Source organism: Streptomyces canus (assembly GCF_001514145.1).
GTDB lineage: Bacteria > Actinomycetota > Actinomycetes > Streptomycetales > Streptomycetaceae > Streptomyces > Streptomyces canus.
The window spans coordinates 44,113-63,067 of record NZ_KQ948672.1; the positions used below are offsets into that span (position 1 = coordinate 44,113).

At 71.3% G+C, this 18,955-nt stretch carries 15 protein-coding genes and 3 pseudogenes; 6 read left to right on the forward strand and 12 right to left on the reverse strand.

What is annotated here, in order from left to right; all coding sequences use genetic code 11:
• Nucleotides 1–98: 98 nt before the first annotated feature.
• The 3 genes and pseudogenes from AQJ46_RS39725 to AQJ46_RS58550 all read left to right on the forward strand — a co-directional run.
• Nucleotides 99–470 (forward strand): annotated as a pseudogene (locus AQJ46_RS39725) (GH32 C-terminal domain-containing protein); the annotation flags it as partial.
• Nucleotides 471–728: 258 nt separating this feature from the next.
• Nucleotides 729–1,379, forward strand: a complete 651-nt coding sequence (locus AQJ46_RS39730) for a TetR/AcrR family transcriptional regulator (RefSeq protein ID WP_059210200.1) — start codon at nucleotides 729–731, stop codon at nucleotides 1,377–1,379.
• A 55-nt stretch (nucleotides 1,380–1,434) separates the two neighbouring features.
• Nucleotides 1,435–1,710, forward strand: a complete 276-nt coding sequence (locus AQJ46_RS58550) for a hypothetical protein (protein ID WP_263972893.1) — start codon at nucleotides 1,435–1,437, stop codon at nucleotides 1,708–1,710.
• Nucleotides 1,711–2,028: 318 nt separating this feature from the next.
• On the opposite strand, the gene AQJ46_RS39740 is transcribed toward AQJ46_RS58550, so the two are convergent.
• Entirely contained in the window at nucleotides 2,029–2,742 is a 714-nt protein-coding gene (locus AQJ46_RS39740; protein WP_079072618.1) for a TetR/AcrR family transcriptional regulator, read from the reverse strand.
• 164 nt (nucleotides 2,743–2,906) lie between these two features.
• Here AQJ46_RS39740 and AQJ46_RS39745 point away from each other — a divergent pair, with 164 nt between their 5' ends.
• Nucleotides 2,907–4,538 (forward strand): MFS transporter, encoded by a 1,632-nt coding sequence (locus tag AQJ46_RS39745; RefSeq protein ID WP_059210202.1) that lies wholly within the window; start codon nucleotides 2,907–2,909, stop codon nucleotides 4,536–4,538.
• Nucleotides 4,539–4,648: 110 nt separating this feature from the next.
• On the opposite strand, the gene mshA is transcribed toward AQJ46_RS39745, so the two are convergent.
• The 8 genes and pseudogenes from mshA to AQJ46_RS59140 all read right to left on the reverse strand — a co-directional run.
• Nucleotides 4,649–5,854, reverse strand: a complete 1,206-nt coding sequence (gene mshA, locus AQJ46_RS39750) for a D-inositol-3-phosphate glycosyltransferase (RefSeq protein WP_225887507.1) — start codon at nucleotides 5,852–5,854, stop codon at nucleotides 4,649–4,651.
• Entirely contained in the window at nucleotides 5,851–6,711 is an 861-nt protein-coding gene (fdhD, locus tag AQJ46_RS39755; protein ID WP_059210203.1) for a formate dehydrogenase accessory sulfurtransferase FdhD, read from the reverse strand. Before fdhD ends, mshA begins: the two co-directional genes overlap by 4 nt.
• A gap of 53 nt (nucleotides 6,712–6,764) precedes the next feature.
• Nucleotides 6,765–6,994, reverse strand: a pseudogene (locus AQJ46_RS52970) (GTP 3',8-cyclase MoaA); the annotation flags it as partial.
• Nucleotides 6,995–7,170: 176 nt separating this feature from the next.
• On the reverse strand, nucleotides 7,171–8,553 hold the full coding sequence (locus AQJ46_RS39765) for an L-serine ammonia-lyase (protein ID WP_059210205.1): 1,383 nt from the start codon (nucleotides 8,551–8,553) through the stop codon (nucleotides 7,171–7,173).
• Between the two features lie 66 nt (nucleotides 8,554–8,619).
• The gene (glyA, locus tag AQJ46_RS39770; RefSeq protein ID WP_059210206.1) at nucleotides 8,620–9,876 is read right to left on the reverse strand and encodes a serine hydroxymethyltransferase; all 1,257 of its coding nucleotides are present in this window, start codon (nucleotides 9,874–9,876) and stop codon (nucleotides 8,620–8,622) included.
• Nucleotides 9,873–10,310: a glycine cleavage system protein GcvH gene (gene gcvH, locus AQJ46_RS39775; protein ID WP_059210207.1), complete on the reverse strand. Its 438-nt coding sequence runs from the start codon at nucleotides 10,308–10,310 to the stop codon at nucleotides 9,873–9,875. Before gcvH ends, glyA begins: the two co-directional genes overlap by 4 nt.
• Complete coding sequence (locus AQJ46_RS39780; protein WP_059210208.1) at nucleotides 10,307–11,488, reverse strand: NAD(P)/FAD-dependent oxidoreductase; 1,182 nt, start codon at nucleotides 11,486–11,488, stop codon at nucleotides 10,307–10,309. Before AQJ46_RS39780 ends, gcvH begins: the two co-directional genes overlap by 4 nt.
• A 264-nt stretch (nucleotides 11,489–11,752) precedes the next feature.
• Nucleotides 11,753–11,872 (reverse strand): annotated as a pseudogene (locus tag AQJ46_RS59140) (SRPBCC family protein); the annotation flags it as partial.
• Between the two features lie 355 nt (nucleotides 11,873–12,227).
• Here AQJ46_RS59140 and purU point away from each other — a divergent pair.
• Together purU and AQJ46_RS39795 are read left to right on the forward strand one after the other, a co-directional pair.
• Entirely contained in the window at nucleotides 12,228–13,100 is an 873-nt protein-coding gene (gene purU / locus AQJ46_RS39790) for a formyltetrahydrofolate deformylase (protein WP_059210210.1), read from the forward strand.
• Between the two features lie 123 nt (nucleotides 13,101–13,223).
• A complete protein-coding gene (locus AQJ46_RS39795) occupies nucleotides 13,224–14,021 on the forward strand; it encodes an IclR family transcriptional regulator (protein ID WP_059210211.1) in 798 nt (265 codons plus the stop codon).
• Between the two features lie 64 nt (nucleotides 14,022–14,085).
• Here the strand turns inward: AQJ46_RS39795 and folP are convergent, their stop codons facing one another.
• From folP to AQJ46_RS39810, 3 genes are all read right to left on the reverse strand, one after another.
• A complete protein-coding gene (folP, locus tag AQJ46_RS39800) occupies nucleotides 14,086–14,913 on the reverse strand; it encodes a dihydropteroate synthase (protein WP_059210339.1) in 828 nt (275 codons plus the stop codon).
• Nucleotides 14,914–15,104: 191 nt separating this feature from the next.
• Nucleotides 15,105–15,707, reverse strand: a complete 603-nt coding sequence (locus AQJ46_RS39805; protein WP_059210212.1) for a sarcosine oxidase subunit gamma — start codon at nucleotides 15,705–15,707, stop codon at nucleotides 15,105–15,107.
• Nucleotides 15,700–18,942 carry a sarcosine oxidase subunit alpha family protein gene (locus tag AQJ46_RS39810; protein WP_059210213.1) on the reverse strand — a complete coding sequence of 1,081 codons (3,243 nt, stop codon included), beginning with the start codon at nucleotides 18,940–18,942 and terminating at the stop codon, nucleotides 15,700–15,702. The genes AQJ46_RS39805 and AQJ46_RS39810 overlap by 8 nt, the downstream gene beginning before the upstream one ends.
• Nucleotides 18,943–18,955 lie beyond the last annotated feature (13 nt).

Here is an 18,955-nt window from a genome sequence, read left to right on the forward strand (position 1 = left end):
GTGGTCGGGGCGGCCTTCGTGGTCGCGGTTGAGGCGGCGTGAGCGGGCGCGATCATGTTTTCACGCCGGCAGGGCGTTCCCGACAGGGACCAGAAGGACTGACCTGCGACATCACCTGGGACCAACTGACGGGTGCCGGGCCGGCAGTTGCGGCGCTCGGCGGACGGCGGACGGCACGTCGACGTGGGGGTCTACGGCGACTACGCCTTCGTCAACCGCGGTTACACCGCCGGCCTCGATACCTCGGACCGCTGGCAGGAGAGCCGGACACCCTTCGACCTGTCCGCCCGCACGGTCCGCCTGCGCGTCCCCGTCGAGCGCACGTCCGTCGAGATGTTCGTCGACGACGGCCGGTACGCGCACTGGACCGTGGTCTCTTCCCCGACGTGTCCGACACCGGGCCGGCCCTGCTCACCATCGACGGGCAGGCGGTGTTCCGGAACATGGTGATCCGGGGGATCGCGATCTGATCCGACGGGGGGTGGCCGGTGGGATGGCCGCCACGGACGAGGTCGGCGGCGGCGCCCGGCGCGCCGGGGCTCTCGTGGAGGAACAAGCGCGAGGGCCGCACCGGGCGCGCTCGGTTCCGCGTCGGCCGAGCTTCGGGGCCACGAGGTGGGACGGGTCCCGCGTGAGGCAGCGGCCGCTGGGGCGTGATACGGGGGCTTCGGCTCGGCGTGACAAAATGGGAGGCCGTTCGTCCGTCCTTTGATGCTGCGAGGTTCTCCGTGAGCAAGCCCGTGGGCCGCGAGCCGCTGCGCCGTAATTCGCGGTCCAACCGGGCGCGCATCCTGGCCACGGCCCGTGAGGAGCTGGGGCGGAACCCCGATGTCACGCTGGAGGAGCTGGCGCGGGCCGCCGGGGTCGTCCGGCGCACCCTCTTCGGGCACTTCCCGGGGCGGGCGGCGCTGGTGGAGGCGCTCGCCGAGGAAGCCGCCGAGACGTTGCGGAACACGGTGGAGGCCGGGCCGGAGCCGGGGGAGTCGGCCGAGCGGGCGTTGGCGCGGTGCGTACTCCGGATGTGGCCCGTGGGCGACCGCTACCGCATGCTGCTGGCGCTCACCCGGCGGGACCTCGGCTCCGAGCGCGTCGCCGAGGTGCTCGCGCCGGCCCGGGAGGCCGTCACCGGGATCCTGGAGCGCGGGCAGCGGGACGGCGTCTTCCACTCCCATCTGCCGCCGGCCGTGCAGAGCACAGGCCTGATGGCATTGATCGTAGCTCTGGTGGAGTCCGTCAACACCGGCGCGCTGGAGGACGACGGGCACCGGATCGCCACGGCCACCCTCATCGCGGCCGGCGTGCCGGAGGAGCGGGCGAGCGCGGTGGTCGAGGAGGTTGCGTCGGCGATGGCTACGGCTCTTCCGGCCCACGGCACCTGATGTCTCTCCGGCCGACCCGTTCGACGAGGTGTCCCGGGCGTCGTCGCGGCGGAAGGTGACCGACCTGCCGGAGAAGTGGGCGGTGAGGCCCTGCTCCGTGGTGGCGACCGAGCGCGGTCGGAGGCCGTCGGGGATCTTCCGCGGCGCGATCGGCTCGGCGAAGACCTGGCCGAGCAACGTCTCACCGGCCTCGGGCCGGGCGACGCGGCCCGCGACCTTGAAGTCCTTGAAGGTGACGCGGTTGCCGGAGGCCGCCGAGACGGTCGTCGTCGCGGTGGCCTCGAAGCCGAGGGTGGTCAGGACGCGGGCGCGGATCCGGTCGGAACCGTAGCCCCGGGTCAGTTCCAGGCCCAGGGCGTCGGACAGGTCCGCGTACGACAGGAAGACGGTCGCCTCCGCTGAGCGGGCCGGGCCTCGCTGTCGTCGTCCGATTCGTCAACCCGTCCATCCGCAGGGCGAGTTCGCTCACCGGCAGCCGGCGGTCGGAGCCGTCGGCGGGTTCGTGCGAGTACGAGTACGACTCGCACTCCTGGTCACAGTCGCGCTCGGGGTGGGGGCGCGATAGATCGGCCCTCCGCCAAAGGGCTTCGGGGAACGAGTAGTTGGGGGCGGACATGTGTGAGAGCGAGTGGGGTACGGGCACGGGGTCTCAGACAGGACTCGGGGCCGACCCGGACTTCCGTACCTGGTCGACCTTCGCGGCGGCGGTGTCCGGGGCGACTCCGGCGGCGATGAGGGCGGCGGTGGCGGCGCCGGTGCCGTCGTCGGACCACAGGCCGCAGTCGGCGCAGTCGAGCAGGGCCAGCAGTTGGGCCTCGATGGCTCGGCCGAGCGGGTCGGGCGGGACGGTGGTCTGGAAGACGCCCTGTCGGCGGCCGTGGGCGAAGACCCTCGTGGCCATGTCGCGGGCGGGCGTCAGCAGTTCGTCGACGCGTGCGCGTGCGAGGTCATGGCCGCGGGCCAGCCGGATGAGGGCGCGGTAGCGGTCGCCGACGGGCCACACCATGAGGACGAATCGCGCCAGGTCCGCGACGGCGTCGGGGGTCGGGGCCGGGGCACCCGCGACGGCGCGCCGGATCGCCTCCGCGGCCTCGGCGGCCAGGCCCTCGACGAGCGCGGCCCGGCTGGCGAAGTGGACGTACACGGTGCGCCGGGCCACACCGGCGGCACCGGCGATGCCCTCCAGGCTGCTGTCGGGGTCGCGGGTCAGTTCCCGCCGAGCCGCGTCGAGGATCCGGGCACGGGTGGCCCGCGCGTCGCGACGCTGCGCCGAAGTCGAGGTCGAAGTCGGCGAGGGGGACGAAGTCGGAGCAGGAGGGGGCGGCGTCTCGTGGGGCCGGGCCGGAGACCGTCTCGGCCTCATCGTCGGTGTTCGTGCTGGTCGGCTGGTCACGTCGGTACCTCGAGGGCGGGTGGGAGGAGGGAGTCATCGCGATAGTTGCACACCGAAGGGCAATAAACTAGTCTGCACATTGATGGGCAATTAAGTGCTTCCGCTCATCCGCCCGTCCCTCTCAGGAGCTACTGATGCCCTTCCTTGCGAACACCCCCGTGGAGAAAATGACCGGGCCTTACGCGCGGCGCTGGTGGGCGCTGCTCGTGCTGTGCCTGAGCCTGCTGATCACGGTGATGGCGAACACGTCGCTGATCGTCGCCGCCCCCGACATGACCACCGACCTGGGCCTGAGCAGCAGTGATCTGCAGTGGGTCGTCGACTCCTACACCGTTCCGTACGCGGCACTGATGCTGGTGCTGGGCGCGATCGGCGACAAGTACAGCCGGCGTGGCGCGCTGGTGCTGGGTCTGCTGATCTTCGCCGGCGGTTCGGTGATGGGGAGCATGGTCGACGAGACCTCGCTGGTCATCGTGGCCCGCGCGATCATGGGTGTCGGTGCCGCGGTCGTGATGCCGGCCACGCTGTCCCTGGTGGTCGCGACCTTCCCCCGGAGCGAGCGGGCCAAGGCCATCACCGCCTGGGCCGCGACCTCCGGGGTGGCGGTAGCCGTCGGCCCGCTGGTCTCCGGCTGGCTGCTTGAGGACCACGCCTGGGGCTCGACCTTCCTGATCAACGTGCCGATCGCCGTGGCCGCCGTGTTCGGCGCGCTCGCCCTGGTACCGCCGTCCAAGGCGGAGGGCATGGGCCGGATCGACTACGTCGGTGGTCTGCTGTCGATCGTCTCTGTCGGCTCCCTGATCTACGCCGCCATCGAGGGCCCGCACTCCGGCTGGGGCGCCGGCCCCGTCACCGCCGCCGTGGTCGCCGGTGTCGGTCTGGTCACCTTCGTCGCCTGGGAGCTGCGGCACCCGCACCCGATGCTGGACGTCCGGAAGTTCGCGCTGCGGCCCTTCACCGGCTCGATGCTCGCGGTGATGTTCTTCTTCTTCGGCATGTTCGCCGTGATCTACTACTCGACGCAGTTCCTGCAGTTCGTCCTCGGCTACGGCGCCCTGGACACGGGTGTACGGCTGCTGCCGCTGGGCGGTGCGGTGTTCCTCGGGTCCGCGGTGACCGGGGTGCTCGCCCCGAAGCTGGGGGTGAGGGTGATGGCCGTGACCGGCATGGCCGTCGGCACGGCGGGCATGTTCCTGCTCACCCAGATCGACAAGGGGTCGACGTACGGGGACTTCCTGGCGCCGCTGATGATGCTGGGCCTCGCGCTCGGACTGGCCATCTCCCCGGCGACCGACACGATCATGGGCTCCTTCCCCGAGTCCGAGCTGGGCGTCGGCGGTGGTGTCAACGACACCGCGTTGGAGCTGGGCGGGGCGCTGGGCATCGCGGTGCTGGGCTCGCTGCTGGGCACGGCCTACCGGGACGAGCTGACCGACCTGGTGGGCAACCGGCTCCCGGGCGAGGCGATGGAGACCGCCAAGGACTCGGTCGGCGCCGGCCTGGCCGTCGCGGAGCGGGTCGCGCAGGATCCCTCCGCCGGGCCCCAGCAGGCACAGGCCGCCGTGGACGCCGTCCACCAGGCCTTCGCCCACGGAGTCGCCCAGACCAGCCTCATCGGCGGGATCATCATGGCCGCCGGAACACTGATCGTCCTCGCGGTCCTGCCGGGCCGGCGCGGCTTCGCGAAGCAGAGCGCCGAGCCGGGGGCCGGGACGACGGCGAGCGAGGCGGCCACTGTGCGGGAGCACACCGGGGCCACCCGCTAGATCGCCGACGGGGCATCCACTGGATCGCCGGGGACGCGTCCGCCGGGTCGCCGGGGGGCGCGTCCGCCGGGTTGCCGGGCACCGACTCCGCCGGCTCCTGTCGGAACACCTCACCGGCCTCGGCGAACATCCCGCACCGCCACCGGCAAGCCGCCGACTTCGGCAGCGATCACCGGGGGGCCGCAGGCCTGCGCCTCGACGGCCACCAGGCCGAAGGACTCGCTGTGGGAGGGCATGACCAGGACGGACGCCGCCCGGTACCAGTCCGCGAGCTGGTCCTGACCGACCGGCGGCCGGAACAACACGACGTCCGAGATGCCGAGGTGAGCGGCCGGCTTCTGCAGTCCCTCGGGCCTCGCCATACCGCTGCCGCTGGGCCCTCCCACGACCGGCACCACCATCCGCTCACGCAGCCGTGGTCGCTGCTCCAGCAGCCGGGCCACGGCGCGCAGCAGGACGTCCGGGGCCTTCAGCGGTTGTATGCGTCCCACGAACAGGGGGATGAGCGCGTCCTGCGGCAGCCCGAGGCGGGACCGGGACGCGGCCCGGCCGGCCTCGACACCGGAGGCGTCGAGGCGGAAACGCTCCAGGTTGACACCGGGATGCACGACGGCGACCCGGCCGGTGTCGGCGTCGTAGTGACGGAGGAGTTCCTCCGTCTCCTTCTCGGTGTTCGCTATCAACCGGTCGGCCGCCCGTACGACTTGAGCCTCGCCGAGAACGCGGGCCGTCGGCTCGGGGGTGTCGCCCTTGGCGAGGTTGGCGTTCTTGACCTTGGCCATGGTGTGCATGGCGTGCACGAGCGGGACGCCCCAGCGCTGGGCGGCGAGGCGGCCGACGTGGCCGGAGAGCCAGTAGTGGGAGTGGACCAGGTCGTAATGGCCGGGGTGGTGGTCGGCCCAGGTGCGGGTCACGCCGTGCGTGAAGGCGCACAGGTGGGCGGGGAGGTCCTCCTTGGCCAGGCCCTCGTAGGGCCCGGCGTCCACGTGCCGGACCAGGACGCCGGGGGCGAGCTCGACGACGGGCGGGAGCGCGGTGGAGGTCGCCCGCGTGAAGATGTCCACCTCGATACCGGTGACGGCAAGTCGCTTGGCGAGCTCGACGATGTAGACGTTCATCCCACCGGCGTCCCCGGTGCCGGGCTGGTGCAGGGGTGAGGTGTGCACGCTGAGCATGGCGACGCGGCGGGGCCGGCTGTGGGCGCCGGGTGGCCGCGATCGGGGCGGGCCGACGAGGGTGTCGCTGTGGGTGGGGCCGGCGGTGGGGCTGAGGGTACGGCTGCGGAGCCCGTCGAAACGGGTCACGGACTTGGTCACCTGGCCGGCCCTCCGTCCGGGGCCCCGGCATACAGGTCGAGACGCTGCTCGCCCGCGTACACGTTCATCGAACCGCCGCGCAGGAAGCCGACAAGAGTGAGCCCGGTCTCCGTCGCCAGGTCCACCGCGAGGGAGGACGGCGCCGAGACCGCCGCCAGGACGGGGATGCCCGCCATGACCGCCTTCTGCGCCAGCTCGAAGGACGCCCGCCCGGACACCAGCAGAATGCTCCGGGACAACGGCAGTCGGCCGGACTGGAGCGCGCGCCCGATCAGCTTGTCGACGGCGTTGTGCCGGCCGACGTCCTCCCGCAGGTCCAGCAGTTCGCCCTCGGGCGAGAACAGTCCGGCGGCATGCAGTCCGCCGGTGCGGTCGAACACCCTCTGCGCGGCCCGCAGTTGGTCGGGCAGGGCGGCCAGCAGCCCGGGGGTGACCCGGACCGGTGGCGTGTCGGCGATCGGCCACCTCGTCGTGGTCCGTACGGCGTCCAGGCCGGCCTTGCCGCACAGGCCGCACGACGACGTGGTGTACACGTTCCGTTCAAGCGTGATGTCGGGCAGCGGCACACCGGGGGCGAGCTGCACGTCCACCACGTTGTAGGTGTTCGAACCGTCGTCCGTGGCACCCGCGCAGTACACGATGTTCGCCACGTCATCGGCCCGGCTCACGACGCCCTCGCTCACCAGGAAACCGGCGGCGAGCGCGAAGTCGTCACCGGGCGTGCGCATGGTGATCGCCAGCGGCTTGCCGCCGAGCCGGATCTCCATTGGCTCTTCCGCCACCAGTGTGTCCGGACGCGTGCTCACCGCACCGTCCCGTACCCGGACCACACGCCGTCGCTCAGTGACCCGTCCCATGGCCTCACTCCTGGTTCTGTCTGTGGACGTCGTTGCGCTCTACGCCCGGGGTGTCAGCCGCCGCCGGCCGACATCGGCCGGCCGGGCTGGAGGATGGACGGCTCGTCGAGGCCGGAGCCGGCCCTCTTCCCCGCATCGCGCGCTTCCAGCCCCGCGATGTCCTCGTCCGGCACCCCGGAGCGCAACGCCCCGCGCAGATCGGACTCGTCCCGTGCGAACAGGCAGGTGCACGCCTGCCGTCGGCGGTGAGCCGAGTGCGGTCGCAGGCGCGGCAGAAGGGGCGATCGGGCCTGGCCGGCCACCGCAGGCCCTCTTCCGGCATGCGGTACGTGCGGCGCAGGTTGCTCCCCCACATCGGTGAGCGAGACCCGCAGGTCGATGGCGACGCGACCGTGGATGTCGATGAGCATGGCTGCCGCCCTTTCTCCGGCTTCGTCCCTGTCCGCTCCGTCCGGCTCCTCAGCACTCGATGACGTTCACGGCGAGGCCGCCGCGCGCGGTCTCCTTGTACTTGACCTTCATGTCGGCGCCGGTCTCCTTCATGGTCTTGATGACCTTGTCGAGGGAGACGTGGTGGCGGCCGTCGCCGCGGAGCGCCATCCGGGCGGCGGTGACGGCCTTGACCGCGGCCATGCCGTTGCGTTCGATGCACGGGATCTGGACGAGCCCGCCTACGGGATCGCAGGTAAGACCGAGGTTGTGCTCCATGCCGATCTCGGCAGCGTTCTCGACCTGTTCGGGGCTGCCGCCGAGCACTTCGGCGAGACCACCGGCGGCCATCGAGCAGGCCGAGCCGACCTCGCCCTGGCAGCCGACCTCGGCGCCGGAGATGGACGCGTTCTCCTTGAAGAGCGTCCCGATGGCGCCCGCCGCGAGGAGGAAGCGGACGATGCCGTCCTCGTCGGCGCCCGGCACGAAGTGGAGGAAGTACTGCAGGACGGCGGGAATGATGCCCGCCGCACCGTTCGTCGGGGCGGTGACGACCCGGCCACCCGCAGCGTTCTCTTCGTTCACGGCCATCGCGTAGAGGGTCACCCACTCCATGGCTCGGGCCGCCGGGTCGCCCTCGCTGCGCAGCGCCCGGGCCGCCGCAGCCGCCCGCCGACGGACCTTCAGACCGCCGGGGAGGATCCCCTCGCGGCCCAGCCCCCGTGCGACACATGCCTCCATGACCCGCCAGATCTCCAGCAGGCCCGCACGGATCTCCTCCTCGGTGCGCCAGGCCTTCTCGTTCTCCAGCATCAGCGCGGAGATCGACAGGCCGGTCTCCTTCGTGAGGCGCAGCAGTTCGTCGCCGGTGCTGAACGGGTGGGCCAATACCGTGTCGTCGGGCTTGATCCGGTCCGCGCCGAGCGCGTCCTCGTCGACCACGAAGCCGCCGCCCACGGAGTAGTACGTCTTCTCCAACAGCGGCACACCGTCGCCGTCGTACGCGAAGAGGATCATGCCGTTGGCGTGGTACGGCAGTGATCGCCGACGGTGCAGGACCAGCTGGGTCGAGGCGTCGAAGTCGATCTCGTGGGCCGTACCGATCTCGGTGCCGAGGAGGCGGATGCGTCCGGTGGAGCGGATTCGCTCGACGTCCAGGTCGGCCCGTGCGATGTCGACCGTGTGCGGCTGGTTGCCCTCCAGGCCGAGCAGCACCGCCTTGGGGGTGCCGTGACCGTGGCCGGTGGCGCCGAGGGAGCCGAACAGCTCCGCCCGCACCGCGGCGGTCTGGGCGAGCACGCCGTCCTGCTTCAGCCGGGCAACGAACATCCCGGCGGCGCGCATCGGACCGACGGTGTGCGAACTGGACGGTCCGATGCCTATGGAGAACAGGTCGAAGACGCTGATTGCCACGCCATACTCCGTGCGACTTGGAGGGGCGTGCGCGAAATGCGGCACGCCCCTGCGGGAGGGTGTCGGTTACAGGCTGGGGTAGAGCGGGTGCTTGTCGGCCAGCGTCTTCACGCGGGCCTTCAGCGACTCCACGTCGCAGGACGGCTTCAGCGTCTCGGCGATGACGTCCGCGACCTCGGCGAAGTCCTCGGTGGTGAAGCCGCGGGTGGCCAGGGCGGGCGTGCCGATCCGGAGCCCCGACGTCACCATCGGCGGGCGCGGGTCGTTCGGTACGGCGTTGCGGTTGACCGTGATGCCGACCTCGTGGAGGCGGTCCTCGGCCTGCCGGCCGTCCAGTTCGGACTCGCGCAGGTCGACGAGGATGAGGTGGACGTCGGTGCCGCCGGAGAGCACGTTGACCCCGGCCTCCCGGGCGTCGTCGGCCGTCAGACGCTCGGCGAGGATGCGGGCGCCGTCGATCGTGCGGCGCTGGCGCTCCTTGAACTCCTCCGACGCGGCGACCTTGAAGGAGACCGCCTTCGCCGCGATCACGTGCTCCAGCGGGCCGCCCTGGAAGCCCGGGAAGACGGAGGAGTTCAGCTTCTTGGCGAAGGACTGCTTGGCGAGGATGATCCCGCCGCGCGGGCCGCCCAGCGTCTTGTGGGTGGTGGAGGTGACCACGTCGGCGTACTCGACGGGGTTCGGGTGCAGCCCGGCCGCCACCAGCCCGGCGAAGTGGGCCATGTCGACCCACAGATACGCCTCGACCTCGTCGGCGATCCGGCGGAACTCCGCGAAGTCCAGCTGCCGCGGGTAGGCGGACCACCCGGCGATGATCACCTTCGGCCGGTGCTCCTTGGCCAGCCGCTCGACCTCGGCCATGTCCACGAGACCTGCGTCGTCCACGTGGTACGGGACGACCTTGAACTGCTTGCCCGAGAAGTTGATCTTCATGCCGTGGGTGAGGTGACCGCCGTGCGCCAGATCCAAGCCGAGGATGGTGTCGCCGGGCTGGGCGAGGGCGAACAGGGCGGCCTGGTTGGCGGAAGCGCCGGAGTGGGGCTGCACGTTGGCGTACTCGGCGCCGAACAGCTCCTTGACCCGGTCGATCGCGATCTGCTCGGCCACGTCGACGTGCTCACAGCCGCCGTAGTAGCGCCGGCCCGGGTAGCCCTCCGCGTACTTGTTCGTCAGGACCGAACCTTGCGCCTCCATGACCGCGACCGGCGCGAAGTTCTCCGACGCGATCATCTCCAGGGTGGACTGCTGCCTCTCCAGCTCGGCGTCGACCGCGGCGGCGATCTCCGGGTCCAGCTCGTGCAGGGCCTGGTTGAACAGGGTCATCGGCGATCTCCTTGGGTGTGGGCGCAGTGGGCGGCGTAGGCATCCGGGGTCAGCGCGCCGGCGATGTTCTCGACTCGCAGCCTGAACAGCCAGCCGTCGGCATAAGGGGCGGCGTTGACGACACCGGGGTCGTCGGCCAGCGCGGTGTTGACTTCCAGGACCCGGCCCGAGGCGGGGGCGTACAGGCCGCTGACGGCGGTCAGTGACTCGATCCGTCCGCAGCTCTCCCCCGCCTCGACCCAGGAGCCGACCGCGGGCAGTCGGAGGTGGACGACGTCACCGAGGACCTTCGCCGCGAACGCGGTGATGCCGACGGTGGCGTTGCCCTCGTCCACGACGAGCCACTCGTGGTCCCAGGTGTAACGCAGGTGCCGAGGAATGCTCGTGTCGTTCTCCGCTGCGGGTTCGAGGGAGAGTTGGGGCACGGAGGTCATGACACGACGGCCGCGGCGGCGGGGACGAGGGTACGGCGGAGCCGGTTGAAGATCTTCGGCTGGTTGAGGGAGAGGACGGCGACGGGAGTGCCCTCACGCCGGTAGAGGGCCGTGAAGGTGCGGCTGTCGACGTCGCCCTCGACGACCTCGGGCTCGGCGCCGGGGGCCACGTACCCGGCGACCTGGATGCGGGACTCGTACTGGTCGGACCAGAAGTACGGCGCGGTCGGCGGGGCGGGGGCCGACACACCGGTCAGCAGGGTGCGGGCGGCGGTCTTCGCCTGCTCGGTGGCGTTGCTCCAGTGCTCGATACGGGCGTGCCGCCCGGTGAACGGGTTGGGGCAGCGGGCGACGTCACCGACGGCGACCACGCCCGGGATGCCGGTCGAGCAGCCGGAGTCGCACACCACGCCGTCGGCCACCTGCACTCCGGAACCGGCCAGCCAGTCGGTGTTGGGCCGCACGCCCACGCCGGCCACGACGATGTCGGCGGGCAGCACCCGCCCGTCCGCCAGCCGTACGCCCGTGACCCGGTCCTCGCCGATCAGTTCCGCCACACCGGTTCCGCACAGCAGCTGAACCCCGTGATCGCTGTGGAGCGAGGAGATCACCAGCCCCATCTCACGCCCGAGTTGACGCTCCAGGGGCACGGGGAGCGCCTCGACGACGGTCACGTGGAGCCCGAGCCGGTGCGCGGTGGAGGCCACCTCGGCGCCGATGAACCCGGCACCGATGACGACGACCCGGGGCAGGCCGTCGAGCAGTTCGGCGCGCAGGGCCCGGGCGTCGTCCAGGGTGCGCAGGGTGTGGACGCCCGCCAGCCCGTCGGTGCCGGGGAGGGTGCGGGGGCCGGCGCCGGTCGCGATGACGACACCTTCGGTGCGCACATGCCGTCCTCCGGCCAGGGTGACGGTGCGGGCTACGGGGTCGAGCCGCACGGCGCACTCACCGAGCAGCCACTGCACGTCCAGGACCTCGTACTCGTCCGCGTCGCCGAGCGCGAGCCCCTCGACGTCGATGTCCCCCTTGAGGAAGTCCTTGGACAGCGGGGGCCGGTCGTAGGGGGTGTGGCGCTCCTCCCCCACGACGACGATCTCGCCGTCATATCCCTCTGCCCGCAGCGCGCGGACCGTGCTCAGTCCTGCCAGCGACGCTCCGACGACGGTGATGCTCCTCATGCCGGCTCCAGACGGGGAGTTGTCTCACATAACACAACGACACTCGCTATACGCAACATGTTTTCGGTGCGGTGCGGGCGTTGTCAAGGGAGGTGTCGCAAATCAATTTCTAATGATGCTCTTCGTTGCGCGATTCGCAACTTACATGCGAGGGGGAATCCGAGAGTTCACGGTTGCGGCGCCGGCGCTCGAGGACACCCCAATGGCCCGCCCACCTGCCGGAGGGGCCACAACAGCAGGTGAGCGGGCGGTACTGGGGTGGGGTCAGCGCGTGAGCCGCACCTCGAGCTTGTTCTGCAGCCAGGTGTGGAACTCGCCGATGTGGTGCTCGCTGGGCACCAGCACGCCGCCCTTGGCGTACGCCTTCGAGCGGCGCCCCGGCCGGCCACCGCCCTGGAGAGGCGCCGGCTCGTCCAGCAGACGGAGGAGCGGGGCACGCCGTCGAAGGTGCTCGGTGCCTCGGCCACCACCACCCACAACCGGCCCGTCCGCCCGACTCCAAGCTCGCGAGGAGACTCGCGGTACCCCTGGAGCGCAGCACGCCGCGCACCGTCACCGATCCCGAGACCCTCGGGGCCAGCTGGAGCACGCCTGCGCAGACGGCTGCGCCTACAGCGTCGAGGAACGCCGGGGCCACTTCCACAGGATCACCCCTTGACCACGCGGTCGCACCCATCAATCATGTTGCGTATTGCTCATCATGTTGCGCAATTCGCACCACTCGACGACGGAGGAAGACATGTCTCCTCGACCGCGGCCCGGCCGTGAGTTCATCCTCACCCTTTCCTGCCCCGACCAGGCCGGCCTCGTCCACGCCGTGACCACCTTTCTCGTGAGCCACTCGGGCAACATCCTGGAGAGCCACCAGTTCGACGACCGACTGCAGAACCGCTTCTTCATGCGGGTGCACTTCGACGTCTCGGACCCCGGCATCTCCCTGGAGGACCTGCGCACCGGCTTCGGGCCGGTGAGCCAGGCATACGGAATCACCTGGCAGTTGCACGACGCGTCGACCCCGACGCGCATGCTGATCATGGTGTCGAAGTTCGGCCACTGCCTGAACGACCTGCTGTTCCGCAAGTCCACCGGCGCGCTCAACATCGAGATCCCCGCGATCGTCTCCAACCACCGCGACTTCGAGCCACTGGCGGAGAGCTACGGCATCCCCTTCCACCACATCCCGGTGACCAAGGACACCAAGGCCGACGCCGAAGCACGGCTGATGGAACTCGTGCGCGAACTGGACGTCGACCTGGTGGTGCTGGCCCGCTACATGCAGATCCTCTCCGACGACCTGTGCAAGCAGCTCGACGGCCGCGCCATCAACATCCACCACTCCTTCCTCCCCAGCTTCAAGGGCGCAAAGCCGTACGTCCAGGCGCACGAACGCGGCGTCAAGCTCGTCGGGGCCACAGCGCACTACGTCACCTCCGACCTCGACGAAGGCCCGATCATCGAGCAGGACGTCGTGCGCGTGGACCACTCCCGCGCCCCTGACGAGCTGGTCGCCATGGGCCGTGACGTCGAGGCCCAGGTACTCGCCCGCGCCGTCGAGTGGCACAGCGAGAGCCGGGTACTGGTGAACGGCCACTGCACCGTGGTCTTCCGCTGACCCGGTGGGCCGTGCGACCATGCGGGCGGCCGGATCCAGCCGTCGCCGCCCGTCTCCCACGGCCTCCACAGGGCCCGTGAATCCCCTTGAAGCCCCACGGAGACCCGTGCATATAGTTGCGCTATGAGCAACTACACCGCAGATAGCGAAACAGCGGGGCCCGCGGTGAACGGGGTGCAGTCCGTCGACCGCGCCGTCAGCGTCCTGGAGATCCTCGCCCAGCGCGGCGAGGCGGGCGTCAGCGAGGTGGCCGCCGAGATCGACGTCCACAAGTCGACCGCGTTCCGGCTGCTCGGGGCGCTGGAGGCGCGCGGACTCGTCGAGCAGACGACCGAGCGGGGCAAGTACCGGCTGGGCTTCGGGATCATACGCCTGGCCGGCGCGGTCACGGACCGCCTCGACATCACCCAGCAGGGCCGTCCGGTGTGCGAGCGGCTCAGTGAGGAGATCGGCGAGACCGTCAACATCGCCGTCCTGCAGGAGCACTTCGCGGTCAACCTGTATCAGGTGCGCGGTCCGGGCGCCGTCGGCACGCACAACTGGGTCGGCCAGCTCACCCCGGTCTACGCCACGTCGAGCGGCAAGATCCTGCTGGCCCATCTGTCGGCGGAGGAGCGCGATGCCGTGCTTGCGGCGTCCACGGTGCAGAAGCACACGCCGCACACCCTGACCGTCAGGACGAAGCTGGAGAAGAACCTCGCCGAGGCGCGGGAGCGTGGGTACGCCGTGACGCTGGAGGAGCTCGAGATCGGACTCCAGGCCCTGGCCGCCCCGATCCGCTCCCGCGACGGCGATGTCATCGCCGCGCTCAGCGCCTCCGGCCCCGCGTACCGCTTCACCGAGGAACGCATCCACGAGATCGCACCCGTGCTGATCAGGGGCGCGGACGAGATCAGCCACCGGATGGGCTATCTGGGCTGAAGGTCCACAAGGGCGCTCGGCCCAGCGGCGTTCGACATCCGCCGCGTTCCGGCCTCCGCCGCGTTCAGCCCAGCGGCCACCGCTCCGACGCCGCCGCCTCGACGCCCCAGCGGGCCGTCACACGTACCGCGTCCGCCGTCGACGCGACGTCGTGCACGCGCAGACACCAGACGCCCTGGGCGGCGGCGAGTACGGACACGGCGGTGGTCGCGGCATCGCGCAGCCGCGCGGGGCGGGGCTGTCCCGTCGTACGGTCGGCCAGCAGACTGCCAAGGAAAGACTTGCGTGACGCGCCCACGAGGACGGGGTGTCCCAGGGCCATGAAGTCCCCCAGGCGGCCCAGCAGCTCCCAGTTGTGGTCGGGCGTCTTGGCGAAGCCAAGGCCGGGGTCGACGGCCAGGCAGTCGGGCGGTATCCCCGCCTCCAGCGCGGCGTCGATCCTCAGCCGCAGCTCGTCGAGCACATCGGTGACGACGTCGTCGTAGACGGCGTTCGCCTGCATGCCGGCGGAGTGGCCACGCCAGTGCATCAGCACGTACGGCGTGCCCGCCCGGGCCATCAGCGGCAGCATCGCGGGGTCGGCGAGGCCCCCCGAGACGTCGTTGACCAACCGCGCACCCGCGTCCAGCGCGCGTGCGGCGACCTCCGCCCGCATCGTGTCGACGCTCACGATCGCGCCCGCCGCGGAGAGTTCCCGGACGACGGGCAGGACGCGTCGCAGCTCCTCCTCGACCGACGGTCGTACCGCGCCGGGGCGGGTCGACTCGCCGCCCACGTCCACGATGTCCGCGCCCTGTTCGAGCAGCGCGAGACCGTGCGTGACAGCGGCGTCGGCCGCGAACGACAGCCCGCCGTCGGAGAACGAGTCCGGCGTCACGTTCACGACACCCATGACCAGCGTCCTGGCGGGGCGTGGCAGCCCGAGTGGGTCACCGGTGGTGTGGGCGGTGGCGGTGGCGGTCACAGGCGTCCCATTTTCGATGCGTATGACGAAACGTGCTGGGCAAAGCCCTGTGGGAGCTCCTCAGCGGAGCTCCCACAGGGGCCGACGGGGTGCGGGCCCGTCGGGTTTTCCTCAGAGCCTCAGAGGTACTCGGTCGCCGCGTCGAGCAGCCAGTCCGCCAGATAGCCGGCGAACGTCGAGCGCACCAGGACCCAGAATCCGGCCCCGGGTTCGTCCCGGGCGACCAGGACGACCTGTGTGCGGCCCAGTGTCGTCTGGGCACAGCGGCCGGGGCCGAAGACCCGCGGATGCAGGTCCAGCGAACAGCCGTGGGCCAGCAGGTCATGGGCGCGCGGGCCCGCGACGAGGAGCGTCGTGCGCTGTGCGGAGACGTCGGTGACGGAGACGTGCTCGTCGCCCGTGGCCTCCCGGATCCGGCTCTCCAGGTCCCGTTCGCTCCCCGGCGGTCCCACCAGCAGCCACTCGTCCGGGCCGAGCCACAGCGCGGTCAACTCCCCCGCGCGGACGACGGTGTTCGGCTGGAGTGGAAGCTGGAGGTCCAGCGCGAGCCCGACGGCTGCCGCCGCCGCTCCCTTGGCGTCCAGGCGCACGTTGAGCTGCGCCAGGAAGGGGAGTTCGGCCAGCCTGATCGCACCCCCGGACGAGCGGGTCGCGGCGGCCAGGCGGTCCGCGGCCTGCGACAGCGGGCTGCGGAGCGGGACGGTAAGGGCGGTGTCAGCCATCGCGGCGTGCTCCCTCGGGGTCGTAGAGGACAGGACCGGCGACGGTCACCGGCACCAGCTGGTCGCCGACGGGGGCGTACAGCCGCTCGCCGATGCGGTCCCGGCCGCCCTTGATCAGGGCGAGCGCGAACGTCCGGCCGAGTGCGGCGCTGCGATAACTGGAGGTGACATGGCCGAGCATAGGGACCGGCGGGGCCGGCAGCACACCGTCGGCGACCAGATGGGTGCCCTCCGGGAGGAAGGTGCCCGGGTCCTCGGGGAGCAGGCCGACCAGGTGCTTGCGGTCGGGGCGGACGGCGTCGGCACGCGCGTAGGACCGCTTGCCGACGAAGTCCGGCTTCTTCTTCGACACCACCCAACTCATGCCGAGATCCTGCGGAGTCACCGTGCCGTCGGTGTCCTGGCCGATGATCGGGTAGCCCTTCTCGGCACGCAGGACGTGCATCGTCTCCGTGCCGTACGGGGTGATGCCGTACGGGGCGCCGGCCTCGTACACGGCCTCCCACAGGGCGAGGCCCTGCCACGGTGACACGTTGATCTCGAAGGCGAGTTCGCCGGAGAAGCTGATCCGGCAGACCCGGGCCTCGATGCCCGCAACGGTCGTCTCCCGCCAGGCCATGAACGGGAAGTCGTCGTTGGACACGGCAAGTTGGGGCGCGAGGGAGGCGAGGACCTCACGGGACTTCGGACCGACGAGCGCGACCGTGGCCCACTGCTCGGTCACGGAGGTGCAGTGGACCTTCAGCTCGGGCCACTCGGTCTGGTGCCACTCCTCCATCCAGTCGAGTACGGCGGCGGCGTTGCCCGTCGTCGTGGTGACCAGGAAGCGCTCCGGGCCGACGCGGATGACCGTTCCGTCGTCGAAGACCATGCCGTCCGGGCGGCACATGACGCCGTAGCGGATCATGCCGACCTTCAGGGTGCTCATCATGTTGGTGTAGAGCCGGTCGAGGAAGACTCCGGCGTCCGGGCCCTGCACGTCGATCTTGCCGAGGGTGGAGGCGTCCATGAAGCCGACGCTCTCGCGGGTGGCGGCGCACTCGCGCAGTACGGCCGCCTCCATGTCCTCGCCGTCTCGCGGGTAGTACCAGGGGCGCTTCCACTGGCCGACGTTCTCGAAGAGGGCGCCGTGCGCGACATGCCACTCGTGGATGGCGGTCGTGCGGACCGGGTCGCTCAGCACACCCCGGTCGCGGCCGGCCAGAGCGGCGAAGGACACCGGCGTGTACGGCGGCCGGAAGGTCGTCGTGCCGAGCGCCGAGATGTCCACGCCGAGCAGTTCGGCGACGACGCCGCTGGCCAGGATGCCGGAGGTCTTGCCCTGGTCGTTGGCGGTGCCGGCGGTCGTGTAGCGCTTGGTGTGCTCGACCGAGCGCAGACCGGCGCCGGTCGCGATGGCCAGGTCGTCGACGGTGACGTCGCGCTGGAGGTCGACGAAGCGGGGACCGTCCGCGGCACCCGGGACGACGTACACGTGCATCGGCGGCGTCGGCCGCGGCTGCGCGGGCACCTCGGGGAGGCGGGGCGCCTCGGGCGGGTAGCCCTCGGCCTCGATGGCGCGGGCACCGGCGGCCGCGCCCTGTGCCAGGACCGTGGCCGGGTCGAGAACGCCGCTCGCGCTGCCGGCGACCTCGACGGCCTGGCGGCAGGTGTCGGGGACGAAGGAGCCCAGCGTCTCGTCGTGGCGCAGCTTGCCGCCGGACTGGCTGAACAGGTGCGCCACCGGGTTCCAGCCGCCGGAGACCAGCAGCAGGTCGGCGGCGAACTCCCGCTGCCCCGCGGACTCTCCGTACGGGGCGACGGTCACGGCGGTGAGGCGGGCCTCGCCCTGCGTGCCGGTGACGGCGTGCCCGGCGAGCGCCTCGATACCGGCCGCCCTCGCGCGCTCGGCCCACTCCCCCGGTTCGGGGCGGGTGTCGACGATCGCCGCGACGGCCAGGCCCGCCGAGGCGAGGTCCAGGGCCGCCGCGTACGCGCTGTCGTTGGTCGTGAAGACCACAGCGTGACGGCCGGGCAGAACGCCGTGGCGGTTGACGTGGGTGCGGGCCGAGGAGGCCAGCATCACGCCGGGGCGGTCGTTGTTCGCGAACGCCAGCGAACGCTCGTGGGCGCCGGTGGCGAGGACGACCCGGCGGGCACGGATGCGCCAGACGCGTTCGCGGGAGACGTTCTCTGGGGCGGCCGCGCCGAGGTGGTTGGTACGGCGTTCGACGGCGAGGAGGTGGTTGTCGTCGTAGTAGCCGAAGACGGTGGTGCGGCGCAGGACACGGACCTCGGGGGCGGCGTCGAGCTGCTCCGTCACCTCCCGTACCCAGTCCAGGTGTTGGGCCGTGCCGAGGAGGCTCCCGCCGAGTTCCGGCTGGTCGTCGGCGAGGATGACGCGGGCGCCGCTTTTCGCTGCGGCCGCCGCTGCCGCGAGGCCGGCCGGGCCAGCACCGACGATCAGCAGGTCGCAGTGGGCGTGTACGGCGTCGTAGCGGGCGGGGTCCGGTTCGGTGGCGAGGCGTCCCTGGCCGGGGAGGCTGCTCGCGACCAGGCCGTCGTAGAGCTCGACGGTCGTCGCGGGGAGCATGGGCTCCGGGAAGGGTTCCTCGATCTGGACTACCGCGTTGGGTTCTTCGACGCCGGCGGAGAAGATGCCTCGGGGGCGGCCGAGCTTGATGCTGGTGCCGGCCTGGATGACGCCGTTGGCGAGGAGGGCGGAGGCGAGGGTGTCGCCTCGGTAGCCCTGGTATTCGGTGCCGTCGAAGGTGAAGGTGAGGGGGGTGTCGCGGTCGATGCGGCCGCGGGTGGGGTGGCGGTAAGGACTTTCCTCGCCCCCGCCGCCCCTACCCGTCCCGTCCTGAAGGGGCTCCGCCCCTTCGACCCCGCCAGGGGGCTCTGCCCCCTGGACCCCCGTCGGCCCTGAAGGGGCCTCGTCCTCAAGCGCCGGACAGGCTGCGACAGCCGACCTCGGCTCAACGGGTGCCGGGCGGTTCTCGCCCGACCTGTACACCGTCAGGATCTCGTTCGTCGACGTGTCCCGTACCGCGTTGAACCACCGTCGGCAGCCCGCCGCGTGGCTCCAGCGCTCGGCGAAGGGGCCCTTCGGGTTGTCACGGAAGAAGAGGTAGCGGGCCCACTCCTCGTCGGGGAGGGACGCCGGGTTCTCCGGGTACGGCACGTGGGCCTGGCCGCCGTAGTGGAACTCGGCCTCGTCGCGGGGCCCGCACCACGGGCAGGGGATCAGCAGCATGTCGTTCGGCTCC

Excerpts from the sequence above, each read along its gene's own strand:
- AQJ46_RS39795 (WP_059210211.1), top strand. The coding sequence starts at position 13,224 with ATGAGCAACTACACCGCAGATAGCGAAACAGCGGGGCCCGCGGTGAAC.
- AQJ46_RS39780 (WP_059210208.1), bottom strand. The coding sequence starts at position 11,488 with ATGAGGAGCATCACCGTCGTCGGAGCGTCGCTGGCAGGACTGAGCACG.
- fdhD (WP_059210203.1), bottom strand. The coding sequence starts at position 6,711 with ATGGGACGGGTCACTGAGCGACGGCGTGTGGTCCGGGTACGGGACGGT.
- glyA (WP_059210206.1), bottom strand. The coding sequence starts at position 9,876 with ATGACCCTGTTCAACCAGGCCCTGCACGAGCTGGACCCGGAGATCGCC.
- gcvH (WP_059210207.1), bottom strand. The coding sequence starts at position 10,310 with ATGACCTCCGTGCCCCAACTCTCCCTCGAACCCGCAGCGGAGAACGAC.
- AQJ46_RS39745 (WP_059210202.1), top strand. The coding sequence starts at position 2,907 with ATGCCCTTCCTTGCGAACACCCCCGTGGAGAAAATGACCGGGCCTTAC.
- AQJ46_RS39805 (WP_059210212.1), bottom strand. The coding sequence starts at position 15,707 with ATGGCTGACACCGCCCTTACCGTCCCGCTCCGCAGCCCGCTGTCGCAG.
- purU (WP_059210210.1), top strand. The coding sequence starts at position 12,228 with ATGTCTCCTCGACCGCGGCCCGGCCGTGAGTTCATCCTCACCCTTTCC.
- AQJ46_RS39740 (WP_079072618.1), bottom strand. The coding sequence starts at position 2,742 with ATGAGGCCGAGACGGTCTCCGGCCCGGCCCCACGAGACGCCGCCCCCT.
- AQJ46_RS39810 (WP_059210213.1), bottom strand. The coding sequence starts at position 18,942 with ATGCTGCTGATCCCCTGCCCGTGGTGCGGGCCCCGCGACGAGGCCGAG.
- folP (WP_059210339.1), bottom strand. The coding sequence starts at position 14,913 with ATGGGTGTCGTGAACGTGACGCCGGACTCGTTCTCCGACGGCGGGCTG.